Annotated in this window: 13 protein-coding genes and 1 pseudogene; 6 read left to right on the plus strand and 8 right to left on the minus strand. The window is 71.7% G+C overall.

Annotated features, from left to right (window positions below):
* The first annotated feature begins 39 nt into the window (after positions 1-39).
* On the plus strand, positions 40-1,788 hold the full coding sequence (locus ACZ56U_RS11190; protein WP_469083753.1) for an alkaline phosphatase family protein: 1,749 nt from the start codon (positions 40-42) through the stop codon (positions 1,786-1,788).
* A gap of 117 nt (positions 1,789-1,905) precedes the next feature.
* On the opposite strand, the gene ACZ56U_RS11195 is transcribed toward ACZ56U_RS11190, so the two are convergent.
* Positions 1,906-2,760, minus strand: coding sequence for an alpha/beta fold hydrolase (locus ACZ56U_RS11195; protein ID WP_469083754.1), 855 nt, complete (start codon positions 2,758-2,760; stop codon positions 1,906-1,908).
* Positions 2,761-2,942: 182 nt separating this feature from the next.
* On the opposite strand from ACZ56U_RS11195, the gene paaK reads away from it, so the two are divergent.
* On the plus strand, positions 2,943-4,238 hold the full coding sequence (paaK, locus tag ACZ56U_RS11200) for a phenylacetate--CoA ligase PaaK (RefSeq protein ID WP_469083755.1): 1,296 nt from the start codon (positions 2,943-2,945) through the stop codon (positions 4,236-4,238).
* Positions 4,239-4,302: 64 nt separating this feature from the next.
* Here the strand turns inward: paaK and ACZ56U_RS11205 are convergent, their stop codons facing one another.
* Complete coding sequence (locus tag ACZ56U_RS11205; RefSeq protein ID WP_469083756.1) at positions 4,303-5,829, minus strand: acyl-CoA synthetase; 1,527 nt, start codon at positions 5,827-5,829, stop codon at positions 4,303-4,305.
* A 107-nt stretch (positions 5,830-5,936) separates the two neighbouring features.
* On the opposite strand from ACZ56U_RS11205, the gene ACZ56U_RS11210 reads away from it, so the two are divergent.
* The gene (locus tag ACZ56U_RS11210; RefSeq protein ID WP_469083757.1) at positions 5,937-8,324 is read left to right on the plus strand and encodes a penicillin acylase family protein; all 2,388 of its coding nucleotides are present in this window, start codon (positions 5,937-5,939) and stop codon (positions 8,322-8,324) included.
* 7 nt (positions 8,325-8,331) lie between these two features.
* On the opposite strand, the gene ACZ56U_RS11215 is transcribed toward ACZ56U_RS11210, so the two are convergent.
* Complete coding sequence (locus tag ACZ56U_RS11215; protein WP_469083758.1) at positions 8,332-9,885, minus strand: acyl-CoA synthetase; 1,554 nt, start codon at positions 9,883-9,885, stop codon at positions 8,332-8,334.
* The gene (locus ACZ56U_RS11220; protein WP_469083759.1) at positions 9,882-10,991 is read right to left on the minus strand and encodes an NAD(P)H-dependent flavin oxidoreductase; all 1,110 of its coding nucleotides are present in this window, start codon (positions 10,989-10,991) and stop codon (positions 9,882-9,884) included. Before ACZ56U_RS11220 ends, ACZ56U_RS11215 begins: the two co-directional genes overlap by 4 nt.
* Positions 10,992-11,076: 85 nt before the next feature.
* Here ACZ56U_RS11220 and ACZ56U_RS11225 point away from each other — a divergent pair, with 85 nt between their 5' ends.
* The 3 genes from ACZ56U_RS11225 to ACZ56U_RS11235 all read left to right on the plus strand — a co-directional run bounded on the left by ACZ56U_RS11225 (position 11,077) and on the right by ACZ56U_RS11235 (position 17,335).
* Positions 11,077-12,834, plus strand: a complete 1,758-nt coding sequence (locus ACZ56U_RS11225) for a serine hydrolase domain-containing protein (RefSeq protein ID WP_469083760.1) — start codon at positions 11,077-11,079, stop codon at positions 12,832-12,834.
* 158 nt (positions 12,835-12,992) lie between these two features.
* The gene (locus ACZ56U_RS11230) at positions 12,993-13,376 is read left to right on the plus strand and encodes a toll/interleukin-1 receptor domain-containing protein (RefSeq protein WP_469083761.1); all 384 of its coding nucleotides are present in this window, start codon (positions 12,993-12,995) and stop codon (positions 13,374-13,376) included.
* 17 nt (positions 13,377-13,393) lie between these two features.
* Positions 13,394-17,335 carry a HEAT repeat domain-containing protein gene (locus ACZ56U_RS11235; RefSeq protein ID WP_469083762.1) on the plus strand — a complete coding sequence of 1,314 codons (3,942 nt, stop codon included), beginning with the start codon at positions 13,394-13,396 and terminating at the stop codon, positions 17,333-17,335.
* A gap of 12 nt (positions 17,336-17,347) precedes the next feature.
* Here ACZ56U_RS11235 and ACZ56U_RS11240 read toward each other — a convergent pair whose 3' ends face one another.
* The 4 genes and pseudogenes from ACZ56U_RS11240 to ACZ56U_RS11255 all read right to left on the minus strand — a co-directional run bounded on the left by ACZ56U_RS11240 (position 17,348) and on the right by ACZ56U_RS11255 (position 23,462).
* Positions 17,348-18,913 carry a phytoene desaturase family protein gene (locus tag ACZ56U_RS11240; RefSeq protein ID WP_469083763.1) on the minus strand — a complete coding sequence of 522 codons (1,566 nt, stop codon included), beginning with the start codon at positions 18,911-18,913 and terminating at the stop codon, positions 17,348-17,350.
* 229 nt (positions 18,914-19,142) lie between these two features.
* Complete coding sequence (locus ACZ56U_RS11245) at positions 19,143-21,371, minus strand: serine/threonine-protein kinase (RefSeq protein WP_469083764.1); 2,229 nt, start codon at positions 21,369-21,371, stop codon at positions 19,143-19,145.
* A gap of 57 nt (positions 21,372-21,428) precedes the next feature.
* Positions 21,429-22,270 (minus strand): annotated as a pseudogene (locus tag ACZ56U_RS11250) (oxygenase MpaB family protein).
* Positions 22,271-22,280: 10 nt separating this feature from the next.
* Complete coding sequence (locus tag ACZ56U_RS11255; protein ID WP_469083765.1) at positions 22,281-23,462, minus strand: acyl-CoA dehydrogenase family protein; 1,182 nt, start codon at positions 23,460-23,462, stop codon at positions 22,281-22,283.
* Between the last annotated feature and the right edge of the window lie 18 nt (positions 23,463-23,480).

Here is a 23,480-nt window from a genome sequence, read left to right on the forward strand (position 1 = left end):
TCGCCATGCCATCGCACGACCGCACGGAAGGACCGCCGGGTGTCGCTCTTCACACCTCGCTCTCGTCAGCTGCCGGAGGCCACCGAGGGCGGGGTGGAGACGGACGGCACGCCGGACGAGACGGTCGAGGAGGCCCCCGGGAAGTCCGGCTGGTTCGGCTGGCGGGACCGCTGGCCGCGTACGGCACGCGGCGTGACCATCGGCACGACCGTCCTGGCCGCCGCCCTGGTGCTCGGCGCGTTGCTCATGCCCAACCGTCTGGACCGGATGAACCTCCAGGCGTTCCTCCGCCTCCCCGTGGAGGCGATCCTCCTCGCCGGGCTCCTCCTCGCGCTGCCGAGGCGGCCGCGGCGCGTCACAGCCGTCGTCGCGGGTGTCCTCATCGGTCTGTTCACCCTCGTCAAGTGCCTCGACATGGGCTTCCGCCAGACCCTGGCCCGCCCCTTCGACCTGGTCTTCGACTGGATCCTGCTGGACGACGCGACGGATTTCGTCAGGGAGTCCTTCGGCCGCACGGGACAGGTCCTCGCGGTGACCGGGGCGATCGTGCTGGCCGTCGCCATGCTCGCCACCTGCACGCTCGCGGTGGTACGGCTGACGAACATCCTGGTCAGGCACCGCCCCATGGCCCTGCGCGGCACGCTCGTCCTCGGCCTCGTGTGGATCGTCTGCTTCACCCTGGGCGTGCAGTTCGGCGGGGTGCCGTTCGCCACCAAGGGCAACACCCAGTTTGTCGCCAACCGTGTCCAGCAGGTGCGCGACGGCCTGTTCGACGCCAAGGAGTTCGAGAAGCTCGCCGCCGTCGACGCCTTCGCCACGACCCCGCCCGACCAGTTGCTGACCGGGCTGCGCGGCAAGGACGTCCTGTTCACCTTCATCGAGAGCTACGGCCGGGTCGCGATCGACGACCCGTCGATGGCCCCGGAGATCGACGCGACCCTCCAGGCGGGCGACAGCAGGCTGAAGGCGGCCGGCTTCTCCTCGCGCAGCGCCTGGCTCCGCTCACCCGTGACGGGCGCGGGCAGCTGGCTCGCCCACTCGACGTTCCTGTCCGGACTGTGGGTGAAGAACCAGCAGCGCTACCGGAGTCTGACGACCGGCGACCGCGCGACCCTCACCAGCTACTTCCAGAAGACCGGTGCCTGGCGCACGGTCGGCATCGTGCCGGGGGTGCGCAAGGCCTGGCCGGAGGGCAAGTACTTCGGCCTCGACCACATCTACGACTCCGAGCACCTCGGCTACCACGGCCCCTACTTCAGCTGGACGCCGGTCCCCGACCAGTTCAGCCTGGAGGCCTTCGAGCGCCTGGAGCACGGCAGGAAGAACCGCGACCCGATCATGGCGGAGATCATCCTGGCCTCCAGCCACAACCCCTGGTCGCCCATCGCCCACATGATCGACTGGGACCGGCTCGGGGACGGCTCGGTCTTCGAACAGATCAAGAAGGAGGGCACCGACCCCGGGGAGGTCTGGAAGAGCTCGGCCCGCGTGCGCACCGAGTACCGCAAGGCCGTCCAGTACTCGCTGGACAGCCTCACCGAGTGGGTCGAGCGGTACGGCGGCGACGACACGGTCCTGGTCTTCCTCGGCGACCACCAGCCCGTCCCGACCGTCACCGGCGGCGACACCAACAAGGACGTGCCCATCACCATCGTGGCCCGCGACCCGAAGGTGCTGGACCGGATCGCCGACTGGGGCTGGACCGAGGGGCTCAAGCCCGCCGGGAACGCGCCGGAGTGGGGCATGGACACGTTCCGGGACCGGTTCATGACCGCGTACGCGAAGTGACCTCCCGCCGGGTGAGGAACGGCTCCACGACCGCCAGGAACTCCCCCGGCCGCGTCTCGCGCACCAGGTGCCCGGCGGCAGCGGTCACCAGGACCGGTGGGGCAGCGGGGTGCGCTCCTATTCCGGTGTCGGCAGCGGCTCCCGGAGGAAGGCGGTGATCCGGCGTACGAACCACTCCGGGTCGTCGAGCCACGGGAAGTGCCCGGCGCCGGGCTGTACCGCGAGGTCGGCGTGCGGGAACACCTCCGCGGCGCGGCGGGCCAGTCCGGGCCGGGGGCCGTTGTCGAGGCTGCCGGCGAGGACGAGCACCGGGCTCTCGAGCCGGCCGAGCGCCTCCCGGGTCGCGTCCGGGTCGTAGGCGCCGTCGGAGCCGTACACCCCGGCCGCCTCGTCGTTGAACTCCTCCTCCCCGCGCGCGTCGTGCGCGGCGGCGCTCTCGTCCCAGCGGCCGTAGAAGAAGGGCGCGAAGACGGGGTCGTAGCCGCCGGTCCCGGTGAGCGAGGCCTCGAAGGCGGGGAAGGCCTCCTCGAACCAGGGTTCGTCCTTGCGCAGCGCGGCCGCCGCCAGCCGGTCCGCGTCCGTCACGGGCATGCCCAGTGCCCACGGGATGGCCGTGACCAGCACCAGCCGCCCCACCCGCCGCGGGTACCGGGCCGCGTACAGCATGGCGAGGCTGCCGCCCGCCGAGTGGGCGAGCAGATCCATGCGCTCCAGCCCCAGGTGCGTCCGCAGGGCCTCCACGTCGTCCACGAGCCGGTCGCAGCGGTACGTCGCCGGGTCGGCCGGTGCGGCGGAGTCGCCGGTGCCGCGCAGGTCGAGCAGGGCGAGCCGGCGGTGGGCGCCCAGGCCGCCGAGGTCGCCGAGGTAGGCGGAGGCGCGCATGGGTCCGCCGGGCAGGACGACGAGGGGTTCGCCCTCGCCCCGCAGATGGCAGGCGAGCTGGGTCCCGTCGGGTGCGGTGAAGGTCGGCATGGCACCGATCCTGAAGGTCGACGGCCCGGGGCCGCAACGGAGTTCCCTGTCGGCGCCTGTGCGGGCAGAAAGTCCGGGCCGGCCTCTTGATTGAGGTCGGCAGGGCTGAACTACTGATCCCGAACACGTCGACCGAATGATCGGTCGCCCGTATTGCTGTGGTTGGCGAGGGAGACGTCCCGATGGCGGATGCGACGGAGCTGTTGGACGCGGGAGAGCGGATGGACCCGGAGGCGCTGCGGGCGGCGCAACTGGAGCGGCTGCGCGGGTCGTTGCGGCACGTCTACGACAACGTGCCCTTCTACCGGGAGTCCTTCGACAAGGCGGGGGTCCGCCCCGAGGACTGCCGGTCCCTCGCCGACCTGGCCCGCTTCCCCTTCACCACCAAGGCGGATCTGCGCGAGAACTACCCGTACGGCATGTTCGCCGTGCCGCGCGACCGCGTCCGCCGCATCCACGCCTCCAGCGGCACCACCGGGCGGCCCACGGTCGTCGGCTACACCGACGGCGACCTCTCGCTGTGGTCCGACATGGTGGCCCGTTCGCTGCGGGCCGCCGGCGCCCGTCCCGGCGACATCGTCCATGTGGCCTACGGGTACGGCCTGTTCACCGGCGGCCTGGGCGCCCATTACGGCGCCGAACGGCTCGGCTGTACGGTGATCCCCGCCTCCGGCGGCATGACGGCCCGTCAGGTCCAGCTGATCCAGGACCTCAGGCCCGACGTCATCATGGTGACCCCCTCCTACATGCTGACGCTCCTGGACGAGTTCGAGCGTCAGGGCGTCGATCCGCGCGGCACCTCCCTGCGGGTGGGCGTCTTCGGTGCCGAGCCCTGGACCGAGGAGATGCGCCGGGAGATCGAGGAGCGGTTCGCCATCGACGCGGTCGACATCTACGGGCTGTCCGAGGTGATCGGCCCGGGCGTGGCCCAGGAGTGTGTGGAGACCAAGGACGGCCTGCACATCTGGGAGGACCACTTCTATCCCGAGGTCGTCGACCCGGTCACCGGCGAGGTGCTGCCGGACGGTGAGCGCGGGGAGCTGGTCCTCACCTCGCTCACCAAGGAGGCGATGCCCGTCGTGCGGTACCGGACCCGGGACCTGACGCGGCTGCTGCCGGGCACGGCACGGGTGTTCCGGCGCATGGAGAAGGTCACCGGGCGCAGCGACGACATGGTCATCCTGCGAGGCGTGAACCTCTTCCCCACCCAGATCGAGGAGATCGTGCTGCGCACGCCGGGCGTGGCCCCGCACTTCCAGCTGCGCCTCACCCGCGAGGGCCGCCTCGACGCCCTCACGGTGCGCGCGGAGGCCCGGCCGGGCGCCGGTCCCGAGGACCGGGAGACGGCCGCCCGGTCCATCGCCGCGGCGGTGAAGGACGGCATCGGGGTGTCCGTCGGCGTCGAGATCGTCGAACCCGAGTCGCTGGAACGGTCGGTGGGCAAGATCCGGCGGATCGTGGACCAGCGGCCCCGGTAGACCCGGTCGTCGCGCGGCGGGCGGGGAGGTGACGGCAGGGCCTGGGCGAACCGGTCCCGCACCTTCAGGAGCCGGCGGGTCCGGCCCCGCGGCCCTGCTGGGCGAACCGGTCCCGCAACTCCCGCTTGAGGATCTTCCCGCTCGCGTTGCGCGGCAGCTCGTCCACGAACAGCACCCGCTTGGGCGCCTTGAAGTGGGCGAGCTTCTCGCGTGCGTGGTCGATGAGTTCGGCCTCGCCGACCTCGCCGCGCGGGACGACGACCGCCGTGACCGCCTCGACCCACCGCTCGTCCGGCAGCCCGATCACGGCCACCTCGGCGACGGCCTCGTGGGTGTAGAGCGCGTCCTCGACCTGCCGTGAAGCGACCAGTACGCCACCGGAGTTGATGACGTCCTTGACCCGGTCCACGATCGTGAAGTAGCCGTGGGCGTCACGGACCGCGAGGTCGCCGGAGTGGAACCAGCCGTCGCGGAACGCCTCGGCGGTCTCCTCGGGCTTGTCCCAGTAGCCCTCGCACAACTGCGGGGAGCGGTAGACGATCTCACCCGGCGTCCCGTCGGGCACGTCCTTGCCGTCCTCGTCGACCACGCGGGCGTCGACGAACAGGACGGTCCTGCCGCAGGAGTCCATCCGGCCCTTGTGCTCCCCGGGCGCGAGGACCGTCGCCAACGGACCGATCTCGCTCTGGCCGAAGCAGTTGTAGAAGGCGAGCTTCGGCAGGCGTGCGCGCAGCCGCTCCAGCACGGGTACCGGCATGATCGACGCGCCGTAGTAGGCCTTGCGCAGCCCGTCGAGGTTGCGGGTGGCGAAGTCGGGACGGTTGGCCAGGCCGATCCACACCGTGGGCGGCGCGAAGAGGCTGTCGGCGCGGCCCGCCTCGATCAGGTCGAAGATGCGGTCGCCGTCGGGCGCGTCGAGGATGACGTTCGTCGCGCCGACCGCGAGGTAGGGCAGCAGGAACACATGCAGCTGCGCCGAGTGGTAGAGCGGCAGCGAGTGCACGGGGCGGTCCCCGGCGCTCAGGTCCAGGGCCGTGATCGCGCTCAGGTACTCGTGCACGAGTGCGCGGTGCGTCATCATCGCGCCCTTGGGGAGGGCGGTCGTACCGGAGGTGTAGAGCAGTTGGACGAGGTCCTCGCCCTGGGGCTCGGGACCGTCGTACGCGGGCGCCGCCTCCAGCCGGGCCAGGAGCGAGTCGTCGGCGTCGCGCAGCGGCACCGTGCGCACGCCGGGACCGAGTCGGGCGGCGAGGGCCGGGTCGGCGAGGACCAGGGCACTGCCCGACTGGCCGACGATGTACGCCAGGTCCTCGCCGGTCAGGTTCTGGTTCACCGGCACGTGCACCAGGCCCGCGCGGGCGCAGGCGAGGAAGGCGATGAGGTAGGCGTCCGAGTTGTGGCCGTAGGCGCCGACGCGGTCGCCGGGCGACAGGCCCTCCCCCAGCAGCACGCTCGCCGCACGGGAGACGGCCTCGTCGAGTTCCTCGTACGTCCACGCGCGGTCGCCGTACTCCACCGCCACCCGTGCCGGGGTGCGCCGGGCGCTGCGCCGCAGCACCCCGTCAACCGTGCTGCCGTGTCCGGGCGTCATGACACATGATCCTCGGTCCGTGGCGGCGGGAGGTCAAGCACCGTCCGCCCGGACATACCCGTTGGTACGCTCAACCGCTCCTTCCCCCAATGACGTTGGGAGGCACCATGCGCACACGCCTGAGACGAGCCGTCGTCCTGGCAGTCGCCCTGTTCACCGCCACGTCCGCGCTGCCGGCGGCCATGGCCGAAGGTCAGAGCCGGCACCACCCCTCGCACGACGGCCTGTCCGCCACGATCCGCTACACCGAGTACGGCATTCCGCACATCGTCGCCAGGGACTACGCGGACCTGGGCTTCGGCACCGGGTGGGCGCAGGCCGCCGACCAGGTGTGCACGCTGGCCGACGGTTTCGTGACCGTGCGCGGCGAACGGTCCCGGTACTTCGGGCCCGACGCGGCGCCCGACTTCTCCCTCTCCTCGGCCGCCCGGAACCTCTCCAGCGACCTCTACTTCCGGGGGGTGCGCGCGGCGGGCACCGTCGAGAAGCTGCTCGCCGAACCGGCACCGCGCGGACCGAGCCGCCAGGCGAAGGACCTGATGCGGGGCTACGCGGCCGGCTACAACGCGTGGCTGAGGAAGAACCGCGTCACCGACCCGGCCTGCAAGGGCGCCGCCTGGGTCCGCCCGGTGACGGCCCTGGACGTCGCCGTGCGCGGCTTCGCGTTCTCGGTCCTCGGCGGCCAGGGGCGGGGCGTGGACGGCATCACCGCCGCCCAGCCGCCCACGACGGCCTCGACCGCGGCACCCGACGCCCAGGACACCGCCCGGGCGGCCCAGGAGCTGCTGGCCGCCGACACCGCCGACATGGGGTCCAACGCCGTCGCCTTCAGCGGCGCGACCACCGCGGGCGGCCGCGGGCTGCTGCTGGGCAACCCGCACTACCCCTGGCAGGGCGGCCGCCGCTTCTGGCAGTCGCAGCAGACCATCCCCGGTGAACTCAACGTCTCCGGCGGCTCGTTGCTCGGCTCCGCGACGATCTCCATAGGCCACAACGCGAAGGTGGCCTGGAGCCACACCGTCGCGACCGGCGTCCCCGTCAACCTCCATCAGCTGACCCTCGACCCGGCCGATCCGACCACCTACCTCGTGGACGGCGAGCCGGAGCGGATGACCAGGCGCACCGTCACGGTCCAGGTCAAGGACGGCGCCCCGGTGACACGGACCCAGTGGTGGACCCGCTACGGCCCGGTGATCACCTCCTTCGGCGCCTCCCTGCCGCTGCCCTGGTCGTCCACGACGGCATACGCCCTGAACGACCCCAACGCGGCCAATCTGCGCGCCTCCGACACCGCTCTCGGTTTCAGCAAGGCCCGCAGCACGGCGCAGGTCCTCGGCTCGCTCCGGCGCACCCAGGGTCTGCCATGGGTGAACACGATCGCCGCCGACTCCGGCGGCCACACGCTCTTCAGCCAGTCCCAGGTGCTCCCGCGCATCACCGACGAACTGGCCCAGCGCTGCTCCACGCCCCTGGGCAAGGTCACCTATCCGTCCGCGGGCCTGGCGATCCTGGACGGCGCCCGCGGCGACTGCGCGCTCGGCTCCGACCCCGACGCCGTGCAGCCCGGTGTCCTCGGTCCGGCGAGGATGCCGACTCTCGTGGACGCCCCCTACGCGGAGAACTCCAACGACAGCGCCTGGCTGGCCAACGCCGACCGGCCGCTGACCGGGTACGAGCGCATCTTCGGCACCATCGGCACCCAGCGGTCGCTGCGGACCCGGGGCGCGATCGAGGACGTCTCGGCGATGGCCGAACGCGGGCGGCTGACCGTACGGGATCTCCAGGCGCAGCAGTTCGCCAACCGGGTGCCCGCCGGGGACCTGGCCGCGGCCGACGCGGCGAAGGCGTGTGCGGCACTGCCCGGCGGCACCGCAACGGGCAGTGACGGCAAGGCCGTCGACGTGAGCGAGGCGTGCGGGGTGCTCGCGGCGTGGGACCGTACGGTGAACACCGACAGCCGTGGCGCGCTGCTCTTCGACCGGCTGTGGCGCAAGATCCCGCCGGCCCAGCTGTGGAAGGTGCCGTTCTCCCCCGCGGACCCGGTGCGCACCCCGAACACCCTGAACACGGACACGCCGGCCTTCGCCGCCGCCCTCGCGGGCGCGGTCACCGAGCTGCGGACGGCGGGGATCCCGCTCGACTCCCGGCTGGGGGACCACCAGTTCGTCGTACGCGGCGACCGACGCATCCCGGTCTCGGGCGGCACGGAGTCCCTGGGCATCTGGAACAAGGTCGAGCCGGTGTGGGACCCGGCGCACGGGGGCTACACGGAGGTGACCACCGGCTCCAGCTACATCCAGGCCGTCGGCTGGGACGGCAGCCACTGCCCGGTGGCCCGCACCCTGTTGTCGTACTCCCAGTCCTCGAACCCGAACTCGCCCCACTTCAGCGACCAGACGCGGCTGTACTCCCAGGAGAAGTGGGTGACGGCCCGCTTCTGCGAGAAGGACATCCTGTCGTCGCCTTCACTGAGGGTGGTCCGGGTCCGCTCGTGAGGACGGCTCAGACGGGGCGGGTCCGGCCCTCCCAGTACGGGTCCCGCAGTCGGCGCTTGTAGAGCTTGCCGTTGGGGTCGCGGGGCATCTCGGTGATGAAGTCGACCGTCTTGGGGCACTTGTAGCCGGCGAGCTGCCCGGCACAGTGTCCCAGGATGTCGGCGGCCAGGCCCGGGCCGGGTTCGTGGCCCGGGGCCGGTTCCACCACGGCCTTGACCTCCTCGCCCCAGTCGTCGTGCGGGATGCCGAAGGCGGCGGCGTCGGCGACGGCGGGGTGCTGGAGCAGCACGGACTCGATCTCGGCGGGGTAGATGTTGACCCCGCCCGAGATGATCATGTCGATCTTCCGGTCGCGGAGGAAGAGGTAGCCGTCCTCGTCGAGGACCCCCAGGTCGCCGACGGTGAAGAAGTCACCGATGCGGTTCTTCCGCGTCTTGTCCTCGTCCTTGTGGTACGAGAAGCCGCCCGTGTTCATCTTCATGTAGACGGTGCCCAGTTCGCCGGGCGGCAGCCGGTTGCCGTCGTCGTCGAAGACCGCCAACTCGCTGATGGGCCAGGCCTTCCCGACCGTGCCCGGCTTCTTCAGCCAGTCCTCGGCGGTGGCGAAGGCGCCGCCGCCCTCGCTGGCCGCGTAGTACTCCTCCACGCACGGCCCCCACCAGTCGAGCATCGCCCGCTTCACATGGTCGGGGCAGGGGGCGGCACCATGGATGGCGTGCCGCATCGAGGAGACGTCGTAGCGCGTCCTGATGTCCTCCGGCAGGGCGAGCAGCCGGTGGAACTGGGTCGGGACCATGTGCGTGTGGGTGCACTTCTCCCGGTCGATGAGCCGCAGCATCTCCTCGGGCGTCCACTTGTCCATCAGCACCAGTCGGTGGCCGATGTGCAGGGAGGCGCTCGCGAACTGGAGCACCGCCGTGTGGTAGAGCGGCGAGCAGACGAGGTGAACGTTGTCGTCGTACGGCCTGATGCCGAAGATGCCGAGGAAGCCCCCGAGGTAGGCCTCCTCGGGGAGCTTGCCGGGCAGCGGGCGGCGGATGCCGCGGGGGCGGCCGGTGGTGCCCGAGGTGTAGTTCATGACCCAGCCGAGGGTGCGGTCCTCGGGCGCCGACTCCGGTTGCCCGTCGAGCAGTTCGGCGTACGGCCTAAAGCCCTCGACCCGGCCGACGGCGTACCGGTGGGTGGCCGGGAGGCCGGCCTCGTCGGCGGCCTGGCGGGCGGGGCCGGCGAAGCGTTCGTGGGCGAGGAGGACCTTGGCGCCGGAGTCGGCGACGATCCAGGCGATCTCCGGGCCGACGAAGTGGTGGTTGACCGGCACGAGGTAGAACCCGGCCTGGGTGGCGGCCAGATGGGCGGTGAGGAACTCGACGCCGTTCGGCAGGACGACGGCGAAGGCGTCGCCGCGCTCCATGCCGGCCGCGCGCAGACCGTGGACCAGGCGGTTGGCCGCGGCGTGGAGACGCCCGGCGGTCCACTCCTCGCCGTCGGGGGCGACAAGGACGGTGCGGTCGGGGTCGGCGGTGGCCTGGACCCAGAATCCGGCGGGGGGTGTGCTCGTCACTGGCCGCTCCTTCCGGCGATGCGGTTGACGCAATCGACGGCCCGCTCGAAGCCGCGGGTCAGGTCGTCGAAGACCGCCTGGACACTGCGTTCGCTGTTCATCCGGCCGACGATCTGGCCGACGGGGGTGCCGAGCAGGGGCTGGACCTCGTACTTCTGGATACGGGTGAGGGCGTCGGCGACCAGCAGGCCTTGCAGGGGCATCGGAAGGGTGCCGGGGCCGTTCGGGTCGTCCCAGGCGTCCGTCCACTCGGTCCGCAGCTGGCGTGCGGGTTTCCCGGTCAGGGCGCGGGAGCGGACCGTGTCGCCGGAGCCGGCCTCCAGCAGCTTGCGCGTGACCGCGGGCGAGGACATCTCGGCCTCGGTGCAGGTGAGCCAGAGCGAGCCCAGCCACACCCCCTGGGCGCCGAGCGCCAGTGCGGCCGCGACCTGCCGGCCGCTGCCGATGCCGCCCGCGGCCAGGACCGGCAGCGGGTCCACGGCGTCGACGACCTCGGGGGTGAGCACCATGGAGGCGATCTCGCCGGTGTGGCCGCCGGCCTCGTAACCCTGGGCGACCACGATGTCGATGCCGCCCTGTTGGTGCTTGACGGCGTGCCGGGCGCTGCCCGCGAGCGCGGCGACGAGGACGCCCCGGTCGTGCGCGCGCTCCACGACGTCGGCGGGCGGTGAGCCGAGCGCGTTGGCGAGCAGCTTGATCGGGTAGTCGAAGGCGACGTCGAGCTGGTTGCGGGCGACCTGCTCCATCCACCCGGTGATGCGCCAGCCGGACGCCTCCCCCTCGGCGAGTTCGGGGACGCCGTACTTGGCGAGGGTGTCCCTGACGAACTGCCGGTGCCCCTCGGGGATCATCGCCTCGACGTCCGCCTCGGTGACGCCCTCCACCTTCCTGGCGGGCATGACGACGTCCAGGCCGTACGGTCTGCCCTCGATGTGGGACTCGATCCAGTCGAGGTCGCGTTTGAGCTCGTCGGGGGCGGTGTAACGGACCGCGCCGAGCACGCCGAAGCCGCCGGCCCGGCTGATGGCCGCAGCGACGGCGGGGAACGGCGTGAAGCCGAAGATGGCGTGCTCGACTCCCAGTTTCTTGCTCAGCTCCGTCTGCATGGGCGCAGGATGCCGCAGTCCCCCGGCAGACGGAAGACCTATTCTGATGCTCCGTCAGATCTGGTCGCGGCGTTAGAGTTTCACGATGACCGATGAGGCGCACCACGGACTGACCCGCCGTCAGCTCACCCGAAGAGCCCTCGCACTGGGGGGCGCGCTCGCCATCGCCCCGTTGCCCGCGGGACCCGCCGCGGCGGCAGCCGGCCGCAGCACCCTGCGCCACGGCACCCCGAAGCAGGCCGGCCTGACCGCCACCCACCTGCGCCAACTCGTCACCGACGCCGAGGCGTTCCTCGCCCCCTCCCCCAAGCACCCGTGGTACGCGGGCGCCGTCCTGCTCGCCGGACGCGGCGGCACCGTGGCCCTGCACCGACCGGTAGGCATGGCGGTGCGCTACTCGGCGTACGACGAGAAGACCGACACCGGGGTCGAGTTCCCGCCCGGGGAGCAGATCCCCATGGCCGAGGACACCGTCTTCGACCTGGCCTCGGTCTCCAAGCTGTTCACCTCGATCCTGGCGGTGCAGCAGATCGAGCGGGGCGCGCTGGAGCTGGAGGGCACGGTCGCCTCGTACCTGCCGGAGTTCGGCGCCGCGGGCAAGCAGGACATCACCGTCCGTCAACTCCTCACGCACACCTCGGGGTTCAGGGCCTGGATCCCGCTGTACAACGCGCCGACGTACGAGGAGAAGCTCCAGCTCATCTGGAACGAGGCACCGCTCAACCCACCGGGTACGAAGTACCTCTACTCCGACCTGAACCTGATCTCGCTCCAGCTGGTCCTGGAGAGGATCACCGGGCGCACCCTGGACACGCTCCTGCGCGAGGAGATCACCGAGCCGCTCGGCATGCGGAGCACCCGCTACAACCCGCCCGCCTCCTGGCGGCCGAGGATCGCGGCGACTGAGGACGCGCGCAAGCCCTGGTCAGGCCTCGACCGGGGCCTGGTGTGGGGCGAGGTGCACGACGAGAACGCCTTCAGCCTGGGCGGCGTCGCCGGTCACGCGGGTGTCTTCTCCTCGGCCTGGGACCTGGCGGTGCTCGGCCGGACGCTGCTCAACGGCGGCTCCTACGGCCGGGCCCGCATCCTGCGCCCGCAGTCGGTGGAGCTGATGTTCACGGACTTCAACACCGCCTTCCCGGGCGACGAGCACGGCCTCGGCTTCGAGCTCTACCAGCACTGGTACATGGGCGCGATGGCCACCCCGCGCACCGCCGGGCACACCGGCTTCACCGGCACCTCGCTGGTCCTCGACCCCACGACCGACTCCTTCCTGATCGTGCTGGGCAACTCCGTTCACCCGGTGCGCAGTTGGCGCTCCGGCTCGGCGCCCCGGGTCGCGGCCGCCACCAACCTGGCGCGCGCCGTGCCCGTCCGCCCCCGCTACGGCCGTAGCGCCTGGTTCGCCGGGATGGCGAGCCCCGCCACCGCCACCCTCACCCTCCCCGCCCTCGACACGTCCCACGGTGACGCGCGACTGCGCTGCGCGGTGTGGTGGGACACCGAACCCCAGGCGGACGTCCTGGCGTTGGAGGCCACGACGGACGGCGGCACGACATGGCGGCCGGTGCCGTTCACGACGACCCGCCCCGCCGCCGACCACCCGTCGGGCACGGTCACCGGCTGGTCCGGCCGCGTCTGGCACCGGCTCACCGCCGACCTGCCCGCCCACCGTCACCTCGCCCTGCGCTGGCGGTACACGACCGACCGGCTGTACGTCGGGCGCGGCGCCTACGTCGACGGGTTGCGCGTGCGCGCGGCCGACACGGTCCTCTTCGACGAGGCCCGGCCGAAGGACGCGGGGCGCATCGCGGCGGTGGGATGGGTGCCGGCTGCGGACTGACCTGATACGCCGCCAGTTCGACTCCGCCAGCGCCCAGTTAGCATATGTCGGCATCACATCACCTTCGTGAAGCACCGCGGGAACCACCGCGGGAACCACCGCAGGAGTCACCGTCATCCGCGCGATTCTCCGCGCGTCAACGCCGAACCAGGATGGACATGGCGAACGTCTTCATCAGTCATCGCAAGGCCGATGTGGCCGATGCCAAGCGGCTCGCGGGGGCTGTCTCGGCCGCGGGGCACCAGGTGTGGTTCGACGAGTGGGAGATCGGGATCGGCGACTCCGTGGTGGACCGCATCAACTCCGGGCTCGAGGGCACGTCGTATCTGGTGCTCTGCTATTCCACGGCCGGTGTCATGAGCCCGTGGGTCACCCGGGAATGGATGTCCACCCTCCACCGCCAACTGGAGGGCCACGACGTGCGGATCCTGCCGGTGAAGTTCAGCGGCACGGCCCCGGCGATCCTGGCCGATCTCCGGTACGCGGACCTCTCCCAGGACTGGGACGCGGGATGCGAGCAGCTCCTGAAGGCGATTCGCTGAACACCTCGGGGGGCTCGATGGTCAAGATCCTGATCGCGCATGCCGACGGTGACGAGGCGCTGGCCGCCGAGATCGCCCGACCGCTGGAGGCCGCGGGGTACCGCGTGGTGCATCACGGCAGCCTGTTCGTCGGCGACTCGCTGATGCAGCAGGCCTCCCAGGCGATCGCCGAGGGCAGCCCGGTCGTCCTGTGCGGTTCCGTCCGGGCCATCGGGACCGGTTGGGCCCACTTCCTCGTCAACGCCGCGAGACGGTACGGGCAGGCCCGGATCTTCGCGCTCCAGATGGAGGAGGGGGCCTTTCTCGACTTCCTGACGCTGGACGGCCGTGTCGCCCGGTACTGGCAGGACCCCGCCGGCGCGATCAGCGAACTCATGGCAGCGCTGTCGGAGTACTACCCGACCCCGAGACCGGCCGGCGCCGACCAGCGGCTGGACCTTCTCGAGCAGCGCTACCGCGAACTCGCCCTCGAAACGTGCGACATCGTCGATCTGGCCAACTTCCCCATCGGGGACCGCGAACTCCTCACCAGAAGTCTGCTGCTGCGCAGCCTGTACGTGTCCCTGCGCGTCGCCGTCGACATCCCGCCGGGCATCGACCCGCACGACCTCGACAAGAAGCTCCAGAACCTCGAAGCGCGCCGCAAGGACCAGGACGGCGCCCAGGACGCCGGGTCCCGCTTCTCCGTCGGGGAACGGCTCGCGCACTCCAACCGCCTGGTGGTGCTGGGCGATCCAGGCGCCGGGAAGAGCACCCTGCTGCGCTGGATCGCCACCGCGTATCTGCTGCGCCTGAAGGCGGACCCCGACTGGAGTCAGTTGCCGGACGTCGACACGCTCCCCGACACCGACTGGCTGCCACTCTTCATCCGCTGCCGCGACCTGGACAAAAGGAGGCTCACCGGGTCGTTGGAGGAGATGATCCAACACCACCTGTGCGACACGGAGTTCTCCAGCGACGAGGCCGCCGACCTGACCCCGCTGCTGCTCGGCCGGCTGCGTGAGGGGCGGGTGCTGCTGCTGATCGACGGCCTGGACGAGATCTCGGACCCCGCCCTGCGGGCCCGGTTCTGCCGCAAGGTGGAGAAGATACATGTGGCCTTTCCCAAGGCCCCGATCATCGTGACCTCCCGGATCGTCGGCTACCGGGAGATGAAGCTGCGGATCACCCGGGGGTTCGAGCACGTCACGGTGCAGGATCTGACGCCTGAGGACAAGGACGACTTCGCGCGTCGCTGGTGCGTGGTGACCGAGCCGCCGATCCGCCGCGAGCTCGCCACGGAACAGCTCATCAGCGACATCCACAGCACGGACCGCATCGAGCGCCTGACCGGCAGCCCCATGCTGCTCACCACGATGGCCCTGGTGAAGAAGAAGGTCGGCAAGCTGCCGAGCCGCCGGGCGGACCTGTACCGGGAGGCCGTCGACGTGCTGTTGCACTGGCGCAGCGACGTCGACGAACGGATGGACCCCCGCGAGGCCCTTCCACAGTTGCAGTACCTCGCGTACTACATGTGTGACTCCGGGGAACAGCAGATCCGGCAGGACACGGTCCTCGACATCCTGGAGCGAATGCGCGGGGAGTTCCCTGACATCCACGCGGTCCAGGAGCGCCCCCCGGTGGAGTTCCTCCGCCGGCTGGAACGGCAGACCGGAATCCTCGTCGAGTCCGGTCATGTCCACCATGACGGCCATCTGGTCCCCGTCTACGAGTTCCGGCACCTGACCTTCCAGGAGTATCTGGCGGGGCTGGCGCTGGTCGCCGGACGCTATCCGGGACGTGATCGGCAGATGTCCCTCGCGCGGCAGATCGCCGGACTGGCCGCGGAGACGGCTCCCTTCCTGTCTCCGGGCCGTCAGACCGACGTCGCGGTGACGGAGAAGTGGCGGGAGGCCATCCGGCTGAGCGTGATGACGTGCAACGACGACCACGTCAACGACGTCCTCCGCGCCATCGCCACGCCCCTGGACGGGGAGGACGCCGCCACGACGGCCCGTCCACGTGCCACCCTCGCGTGCGCGTGCCTGGCAGATGAGCCCAATGTCAGCAAGGAGGTCGCGCAGGAGGTCGTCACCCGTTTCGTCGCCGCGCTGACGTCGGAGGACGGAAGCGGTCCCGAGTTCACCGTCGCCGACACCGTGCTGAAAGAGGTGGGGGACTCCCGCTTCGCCGCCCTGCTCAGCCGCACCATCGTCGCCCGGTGGATCCAGGATTTCTCGGAATACCACCGGCTGGCCGGCTCCGCCTCCGTGGTGCTGGGCGAGGCCGCCCCCTCCGAGGAGGAAGCCCTGCGAACGTGGGTCCGCAACCAGGTGGCCCTCCTCAAGGAGCCCGAGGCGGAAGTGGCGACCGAAGCGGCGCTGGCGCTGATGGACATCGCCTACCGACGCACCCTCGTCGTGGTGCCCGGCCTGGTGCCGGGGCTCATCTCCCTGCTCACCCGCGGCCCCTGCGAGGCGACCGCGGCAGCGTGGGCCCTCATGTGGCTCAAGGGCCCCTCGGACAGCTTCTACTGGCGGCCATCCGCCCCCGAGCTGCAGGAGTTGGCCGGGGCCGTACTCGCGACGACCCTGCCCCCCGACGCCGTCACGCATCTGCTGTGGTGCTTCGACGAGATTCCGGCACCGCAGCGCGGGGCCATGGCCGAACGCGTGATGGACGCCTTCGCGTCGGCCATCAGGGGGACGCGGAACCAGATCGCCGATCAGTACCGGACCCTGTTCGGCGGCCTCACGGGCCCCGTCATCTCGGCAACTCGGCATCAGCGGTACGACGTTCGCGTCGACGCGGCACTGCTGCTGAACCGGTTGGACAACTCGTTGGCGTTGCAGCCCCTGCTGGAGACGCTCACCGACGAACACGGTGTGCGTCACAGCGGGGTCGTCGAGGCCCTCGGCACTCTGCGCGATCCCCGCGCGCTGGAACCCCTGCTCGGCATCCTCAGAACGTCCCGCGGCACGGCGGACCGCGTCGTGGCCGAGGCCCTCGGCGACCTCGGCGACCCCCGGGCCCTGCTGCCCCTTCTGGACCTGCTGCTGCTCCCTGACGGAACGCCGGACCAGTCTGTGGTCCAGGCACTGGGAAGCCTTGGCGATCGGGGAGCAGTGGAACCTCTGCTGGGTATCCTCACCCCACAGCGCGGAAAGGTGAACGCCGCGGTCGCTCACGCTCTAGGCAGTCTCGGCGACTCCCGGGCCGTCCAACCCCTGCTCGAAACGCTGCCTCACTGCGACGACGTCGAGAGCGTGGTCACCGCGCTCGGCCGCCTCGGCGACTCCCGGGCCGTGGAGCCCCTCCTGGACGCGCTGACCACCGAGGACATCTGGCGACCCGCCGTCGCGCGAGCCCTCGGCCGCCTCGGCGACTCCCGGGCGGTGGAGCCCGTGCTCGGCCTTCTGCCGACCTCTCATGGAGAACTGCGCCACGCTGTCATCGAGGCCCTCGGCCTCCTCGGCGACGGCAGGGCCGTCGAGCCACTATTGTCCGCGCTCGCGGACTTCGACAACGATCCCGAACCGTACACGGACGCTCACCGTCGGGGCGTTGTCGTAGCCCTGTGCCGCATCGGTGACACTCGGGCGATCAAACCGCTGACAGAGCTGCGGGCGGACAGACACCCGGAACCGAATCCCGCCCTGAGGGCCGCCCTGGCGGCACTCGGGGACACCGTGGCCCGCAGCGAGCTGAACGCAGCCATGGCGGACAGCGACGGCAACGCGAGGCGCAGCGCCTTGTGGTCCCTCGCGACCTTGGACATCGACGACGTCAACCGAGTGCTGCTGTCCAAGGACCTCGACGGCCTCCCCCCCGGAATCGACCCCCAGATGGTGATCGAGGAGGCAACGCTCTGGCAGTACGCCGCCGCCACCCGCCTCCCCGTCCCAGAAGTCCGCTCCCGCTACGAGCAGTTGGCCGACCACTATCCGCTCCGGCTCGCCTGGAGACGCCGATCCGACTGACGGCCGCGCCCCTCACCCCCTGAGCGCCTCCAGCACCACCATCGCCGCGTTGTGCCCCGGCACCCCGCTCACCCCGCCCCCGCGCACCGCGCCCGCACCGCACAGCAGCACGTTCCCGTGCCGCGTCTCCACGCCCCAACGCCCCGTACCCTCCTGCTCGTACGGCCAGGACAGGTCGCGGTGGAAGATGTTGCCGCCGGGCAGCCGCAGGTCCCGCTCCAGGTCGAGCGGCGTCTTGGCCTCGATGCAGGGGCGGCCGTCCGCGTCGACGGCCAGGCAGTCGGTGATCGGCTCGGCGAGGTGCGCGTCGAGCTGGGCGAGGGTGGACTTCAGCAACTCCTCCCGTACGCCATCGTTGTCCGCGTCGAAGAGCCGCGCGGGCGTGTGCAGGCCGAACAGGGTCAGGGTCTGGTAGCCCTGCTCCACCAGCTCCGGACCGAGGATCGTCGGGTCGGTCAGGGAGTGGCAGTAGATCTCGGAGGGCGGGACGGTGGGCAGCGCACCCGCGGCGGCCTCGGCGTGCGCGACGGCGAGCTGCTCGTAGCCCTCGGCGATGTGGAAGGTGCCGGAGAACGCCTCGCGCGGGTCGACGGAGCGGTCGCGCAGCTGCGGCAGCCGCTTGAGCAGCATGTTCACCTTGAGCTGGGCGCCCTCGGCCGGGGTCGGCGGTCCGTCCCCGGTCAGTTCCGCCAGGGTCTGCGGGGAGGCGTTGACCAGGACGTGCCGGGCGGCCACGACACCCTCCTCGCCGGCCGTCCGGAACGCGACCTCGGCCGTACGACCGTCCGTGTCGATCCGCACCACCTCGTGCCCGGTGGCGAGGACGGCACCGGCGTCGCGCGCCGTGGCGGCCAGGGCGTCGGTGAGGGCGCCCATTCCGCCGACCGGGACGTCCCAGTCACCGGTGCCGCCGCCGATCACGTGGTAGAGGAAGCAGCGGTTCTGCTGGAGCGAGGGGTCGTGGGCATCGGCGAAGGTGCCGATGAGCGCGTCGGTGAGGACGACACCACGGACCAGGTCGTCGGCGAAGCGTTCCTCCACGGCCACCCCGATCGGCTCCTCGAAGAGGACCCGCCAGGCCTCCTCGTCGTCCACGAGCCGGCGCAGCGCGTCGCGGGTGGGCAGCGGTTCGGTGAGGGTCGGGAAGACCCGTTCGGCGACGCGGCCGGTCATGCCGTAGAAGCTCCGCCAGGCCGCGTACTCGTGCTCGCCGCCGGTCAGGCGCGCGAAGGCCTCCCGGGTCCGGCGTTCGCCACCGCCCACGAGCAGGCCGGTCGGCTGTCCGTCCCGCTCGACGGGGGTGTACGAGGAGACGGTGCGCTTGCGGACGCGGAAGGCCAGGCCCAGATCCCGGACGATCTTCTTCGGCAGCAGGCTGACCAGGTACGAGTAGCGCGACAGCCGTGCGTCGACGCCGGCGAAGGGCCGGGTGGAGATCGCGGCGCCGCCGGTGTGGTCGAGGCGCTCCAGGACCAGGACGGAGTGTCCGGCCCGGGCCAGGTAGGCGGCGGCGACGAGCCCGTTGTGGCCGCCGCCGACGATCACGGCGTCGTACGTGTGTCCCTCGAGTGCGGGCATGCCTCTTCGTAACACGTGATGATCGCGAGCGGCCAGGGGTGGACGGCGGCGGGGTCGGGACGGGTCAGGGGAGGGCGGCCCAGCGATCTCGGGGTACGGGGTGGGCCTTCCCGGTGACTCGGACGTACCCGCGCCATCTGCCAGTGGCGCACGGTCCGCCGGACCCCGGCGACGCACCGGCCACCGATGTCGGGGCCCTCTCAGCGGCCGCCGGCGCTCTCCGTCCCCGTCAGGGTCCGCCCGCCGCCCGCTGCTGTCGCAGTACCGCCACCCTGCGGTACAGCTCGACCGCCTCGGCGCCGCGGCCGAGCTGTTCCAGGCAGTGGGCCTCGTCGTTGCGGCTGGCGAGGGTGTCGGGGTGGTCGGCGCCGAGGACCCGTTCCCGAGCGGCGGCGACACGGCGGTACTCGGTGAGGGCGTCGGCCCAGCGGCCGAGCCAGCCGAGGCCGACGGCGACCTCACGGCGGCTGACCAGGGTGTCGGGGTGGTCGGGGCCCAGGACGCGCTCGCGGATGGCGCACACGTCGCGGGACTCGGCGAGGGCCTCCTCCCAGCGCCCCAGGCGCCCGAGGTTGACGCCGAGGCCGTGGCGGGCTCGGAGGGTCTCGGGGTGGGCGGGTCCGTGGACGCGGGTGCGGTCGTCGATGAGGTCGCGGTAGAGCCGGAGGGCCTCCCCGCTGCGGCCGAGGCGGCCGAGGCTGATGCCGACCTCGTAGCGGGCGGCGAGGGTGTCGGGGTGGTCGGGGCCGAGCGCCTGGGCGCGGGCCTCGGCGACCTCGTGGTAGGTCCGCAGGGCCTCCTGCCAGCGCCCCAACTGGCCGAGCGCGTAGGCCACTTCGTAGCGGGTGACCAGGGTGTCGGGGTGGCCGGCCCCGAGGACTCGGGCGCGGGCGGCCGCCACCTCGCAGGCCATGCGGTACGAGTCCTCCGGGCGGCCGAGCCGGCTGAGGTTGAAGGCGAGGTTGTGGCGGCAGCGCAGGGTGTCGGGGTGGTCGGGGCCCATGGCGCGCTCACGGGCGGCGAGCACCGACGTGTAGACCTGGTGGGCGTCGAAGTGGCGCCCCAACTGGCCGAGCACGTAGGCCATTTCCTGGCGGGCGGCGAGGGTGTCGGGGTGGTCGGGGCCGAGGGCGAGGCTGCGGGAGCGGGCCACGTGCTTGTACTCGCGCAGGGCGTCGGCGGCTCGGCCGGTACGGCTGAGGGTGAAGGCGACCTCGTAGCGGCTGGCGAGGGTGTCCGGGTGGTCGGGGCCGAGCAGGTGCTCACGCTCCGCGGCGACCGCGCGGTGCACCTCACCGGCCTCCGCCCAGCGGCCGAGGCGGCCCAGGCTGAGCCCGGCGTTGTGCCGCCCGGCCAGGGCGCTGAGCGCCTCCGGGGACGGGGTGCCGCGTTCGTCGGGGAGGGCCACGGCGCCCTGGCGGCCGGTGACGGGGCGGGGGATCCACTCGCCGGTGAGCCCCGCCCCGGCATCCGGCGGTGTGGTGCCGAGGCCTGCTCCGGTGGCCTTGTGGCCGGTGGTCATCCCGCGGGTCCAGGACGGCAGGCGGGCGGCGGGTTCGGCCTTGAGCGTCGGCTGGGGTGTCACGACGGTGGGCACGTACGTCGGTGTCGTACGGCCCAGGCCGATGCGGCGGCCCACCTCGCGGGCGTCGTGGGGGCGTTGCTCGGGCAGCTTGGCCAGCAGGTCCAGGATGATCCTCTCGAGGTAGGCGGGCACCTCCGCGCGGTGGCTGCGCGGCGGACGGGGCGGGGTGTCGCGATGGCCGACGAGGATGGCCCAGGCGTCGTCGAGGTCGAACGGCGGCGCCCCGGTGGCGATCTCGTAGAGCACGCATCCCAGGGAGTACAGGTCGCTGCGCTGGTCCACCTCGGAGCCGCCGATCTGCTCGGGCGACATGTAGTGCGGGGTGCCCATCGCGATGCCGGTGCCGGTCAGCCGGGAGGTGAAGCCGATGTCGTGGCCGAGCCGGGCGATGCCGAAGTCGCAGATCTTCACGGTTCCGTCGGTGAGCCGCATGATGTTCGCGGGCTTCAGGTCGCGGTGCACGATGCCCTGTTGGTGGGTGTAGGCGAGGGCGGCGGCGACCTGGTCGGCGATGTCGACGACGTCCGCGACGGGCAGCGGATGGTGTTGGTTGTCCTCCAGGAGCTGACTGAGGTTGCGGCCCTCCAGCAACTCCATGACCAGGTACAGGATTCCGTCGGACTCCCCGAAGTCGTGGACGACGGTGACCCCGCGGTGCTGGAGGGCGGCGGCCACCCGGGCCTCGCGGCGGAACCGTTCGCGCAGCACCCGGGTGAAGGACTGGTCGTGGGACGGGCTGAGCGGCTTGAGGCACTTCACGGCGACACGGCGGCCCAGCGACTCGTCGCGCGCCCGCCACACCTCGCCCATGCCGCCGCGCCCGATCAGGTCGAGCAGCCGGTAGCGGCCCTGGATCAGCTTGCTCTCCCCCATCTGCTGCGCTCGCCCCCGATGGTCTCGCCCCGCCCCTGGCCCGTCCAGTATGGCGAGCTATCCACCCACTTTGTACGGTGCCGGGCGCGAGCCGGGGCCGAGCCGTGACATGGCCCGGAGGATGTGTTTGGGCGGGAGTTGCCAGCGAAGACGTGCGGGAACGCAGCGCAACAGGGTGCCCGTGGCGCGCAATTGGCGGGTGACGGTGGCGGGTCGCGGGGCCGGCCTGCCGTACAACTCGTGGGCGTACGGCGGCAGGGCGGCGTACGCCAGCTGCGCCACGCGCCGCCACAACACCGCGCGCGCCGGGACGAGCAGAGGGTGCGTCGGCGGGCGGAGCACAAGTCGTCCACCGCGCGCGCCTCGGGTCCTACGGCGAGTTCGGGCCGCACCTTCTCGAAGTAGGCGGCCAGCTCGGCCTGATCGGCCGGTACGGTGTCCGGGTCCAGGCCCACCAGGCGTGCGCTGACCCGGTGTTCGGCTATGTAGCGGTCGGCCAGCGCGTCGGTGAGGCGGAACCCGGAGCGCCGGGTGACGTGCAGATAGGAGTCGATCTCGGCGCAGTGCACCCACAGCAGCAACTCCGGTTCGTCGACGCCGTAGCGCTCCCCCGTGTCCGGGTCGACGGCCGACAGCATGCTGTGGATCTTCCGGACCCGGGCGCCCGCCTTCTCGGCGGCCTCGGTGGTGCCGTAGGAGAGGGTGCCGACGAAGTTCGCGGTCCGCATCAACCGGCCCCAGGCGTCCCTGCGGAAGTCGGAGTTCTGCATGACGCCGCGCACCGCGCGCGGGTGCAGGGCCTGGAGGTAGAGCGCGCGGACACCGGCGACCCACATCATCGGGTCGCCGTGCATCTGCCAGGTCACCGATGTCGGTGTGAACAGTCCGGGGTCACCCATGTCCCGAAGGCTAACGCCGTACCCTCGGCATCCCCAGGCCGATCCACGAGATGATCTCCCGCTGGATCTCGTTGTTGCCGCCGCCGAAGGTGAAGATGACGGCGGAGCGGTAGCCGCGTTCCAGTTCGCCGTGGAGGACGGTGCCCGCCGAACCCTCCTTGAGGGCGCCGGCCGCCGCGACGATCTCCATCAGCCACGCGTAGGCGTCGCGGCGGGCCTCGGAGCCGTAGACCTTGACGGCGGAGGCGTCCTGCGGGGTGAGGGTGCCGTCCTGGACGGCGCTGACCATCTGCCAGTTGAGGAGCTTGAGGGCCTCCAGCCTCGTGTGGGTGCGGGCGAGGAGGCGGCGCACCCAGGGCAGGTCGACGACGCGGCGGCCGTCGGAGAGCTTGGTCTCGATCGCCCAGCGCTGGACGTCGTGCAGGGCGCGGATGGCCATGGTGCCGTGGGCGGCGAGGGTGACGCGCTCGTGGTTCAGCTGGTTGGTGATCAGCCGCCAGCCCTGGTTCTCGGCGCCGACCCGGCGGGTGACGGGGACGCGGACGTTCTCGTAGTAGCTGGCCGTGGTGTCGTGCCCGGCGAGGGTGTGGATGACGGTGCAGGAGTAGCCGGGGTCGGTGGTCGGCACCAGCAGCATGGTGATGCCCTTGTGGGGCGGGGCGTCGGGGTCGGTGCGGGTGGCGAGCCAGACCCAGTCGGCGGTGTCGCCGTTGGTGGTCCAGATCTTCTGCCCGTTGACGACGTAGTCTCCCGCACCGTCGCGCACCGCCCGCGTCCTCAGGGACGCGAGGTCGGTGCCGGCGTCTGGCTCGCTGTAGCCGATGGCGAAGTCGATCTCACCGGAGAGGATCTTCGGCAGGAAGTACGCCTTCTGCTCGTCGGTGCCGAACTGCATGATCGTCGGGCCGACGGTGTTCAGCGCCATCAGCGGCAGCGGGACCCCGGCCTGGGCGGCCTCGTCGAAGAAGATGAACTGTTCGGTGGCGGTCAGGCCGCGTCCGCCGTACTCCTTCGGCCAGCCCACGCCGAGCCAGCCGTCGGCGCCGAGCCGCTGGATGATCTCGCGGTAGAAGCGCTTCTGCTCCCGCCGGTCGCCGTGCCGCGCGAGCGAGTCCTCGGGTACCAGCTCGGCGAAGTAGGCGCGCAGCTCGGTGCGCAGCCTCTGCTGCTCGGGCGTGTATTCGAGATGCACGGCGCCTCCAGGCTCCCC

It is taken from the genome of Streptomyces sp. NPDC034103, assembly GCF_055575395.1.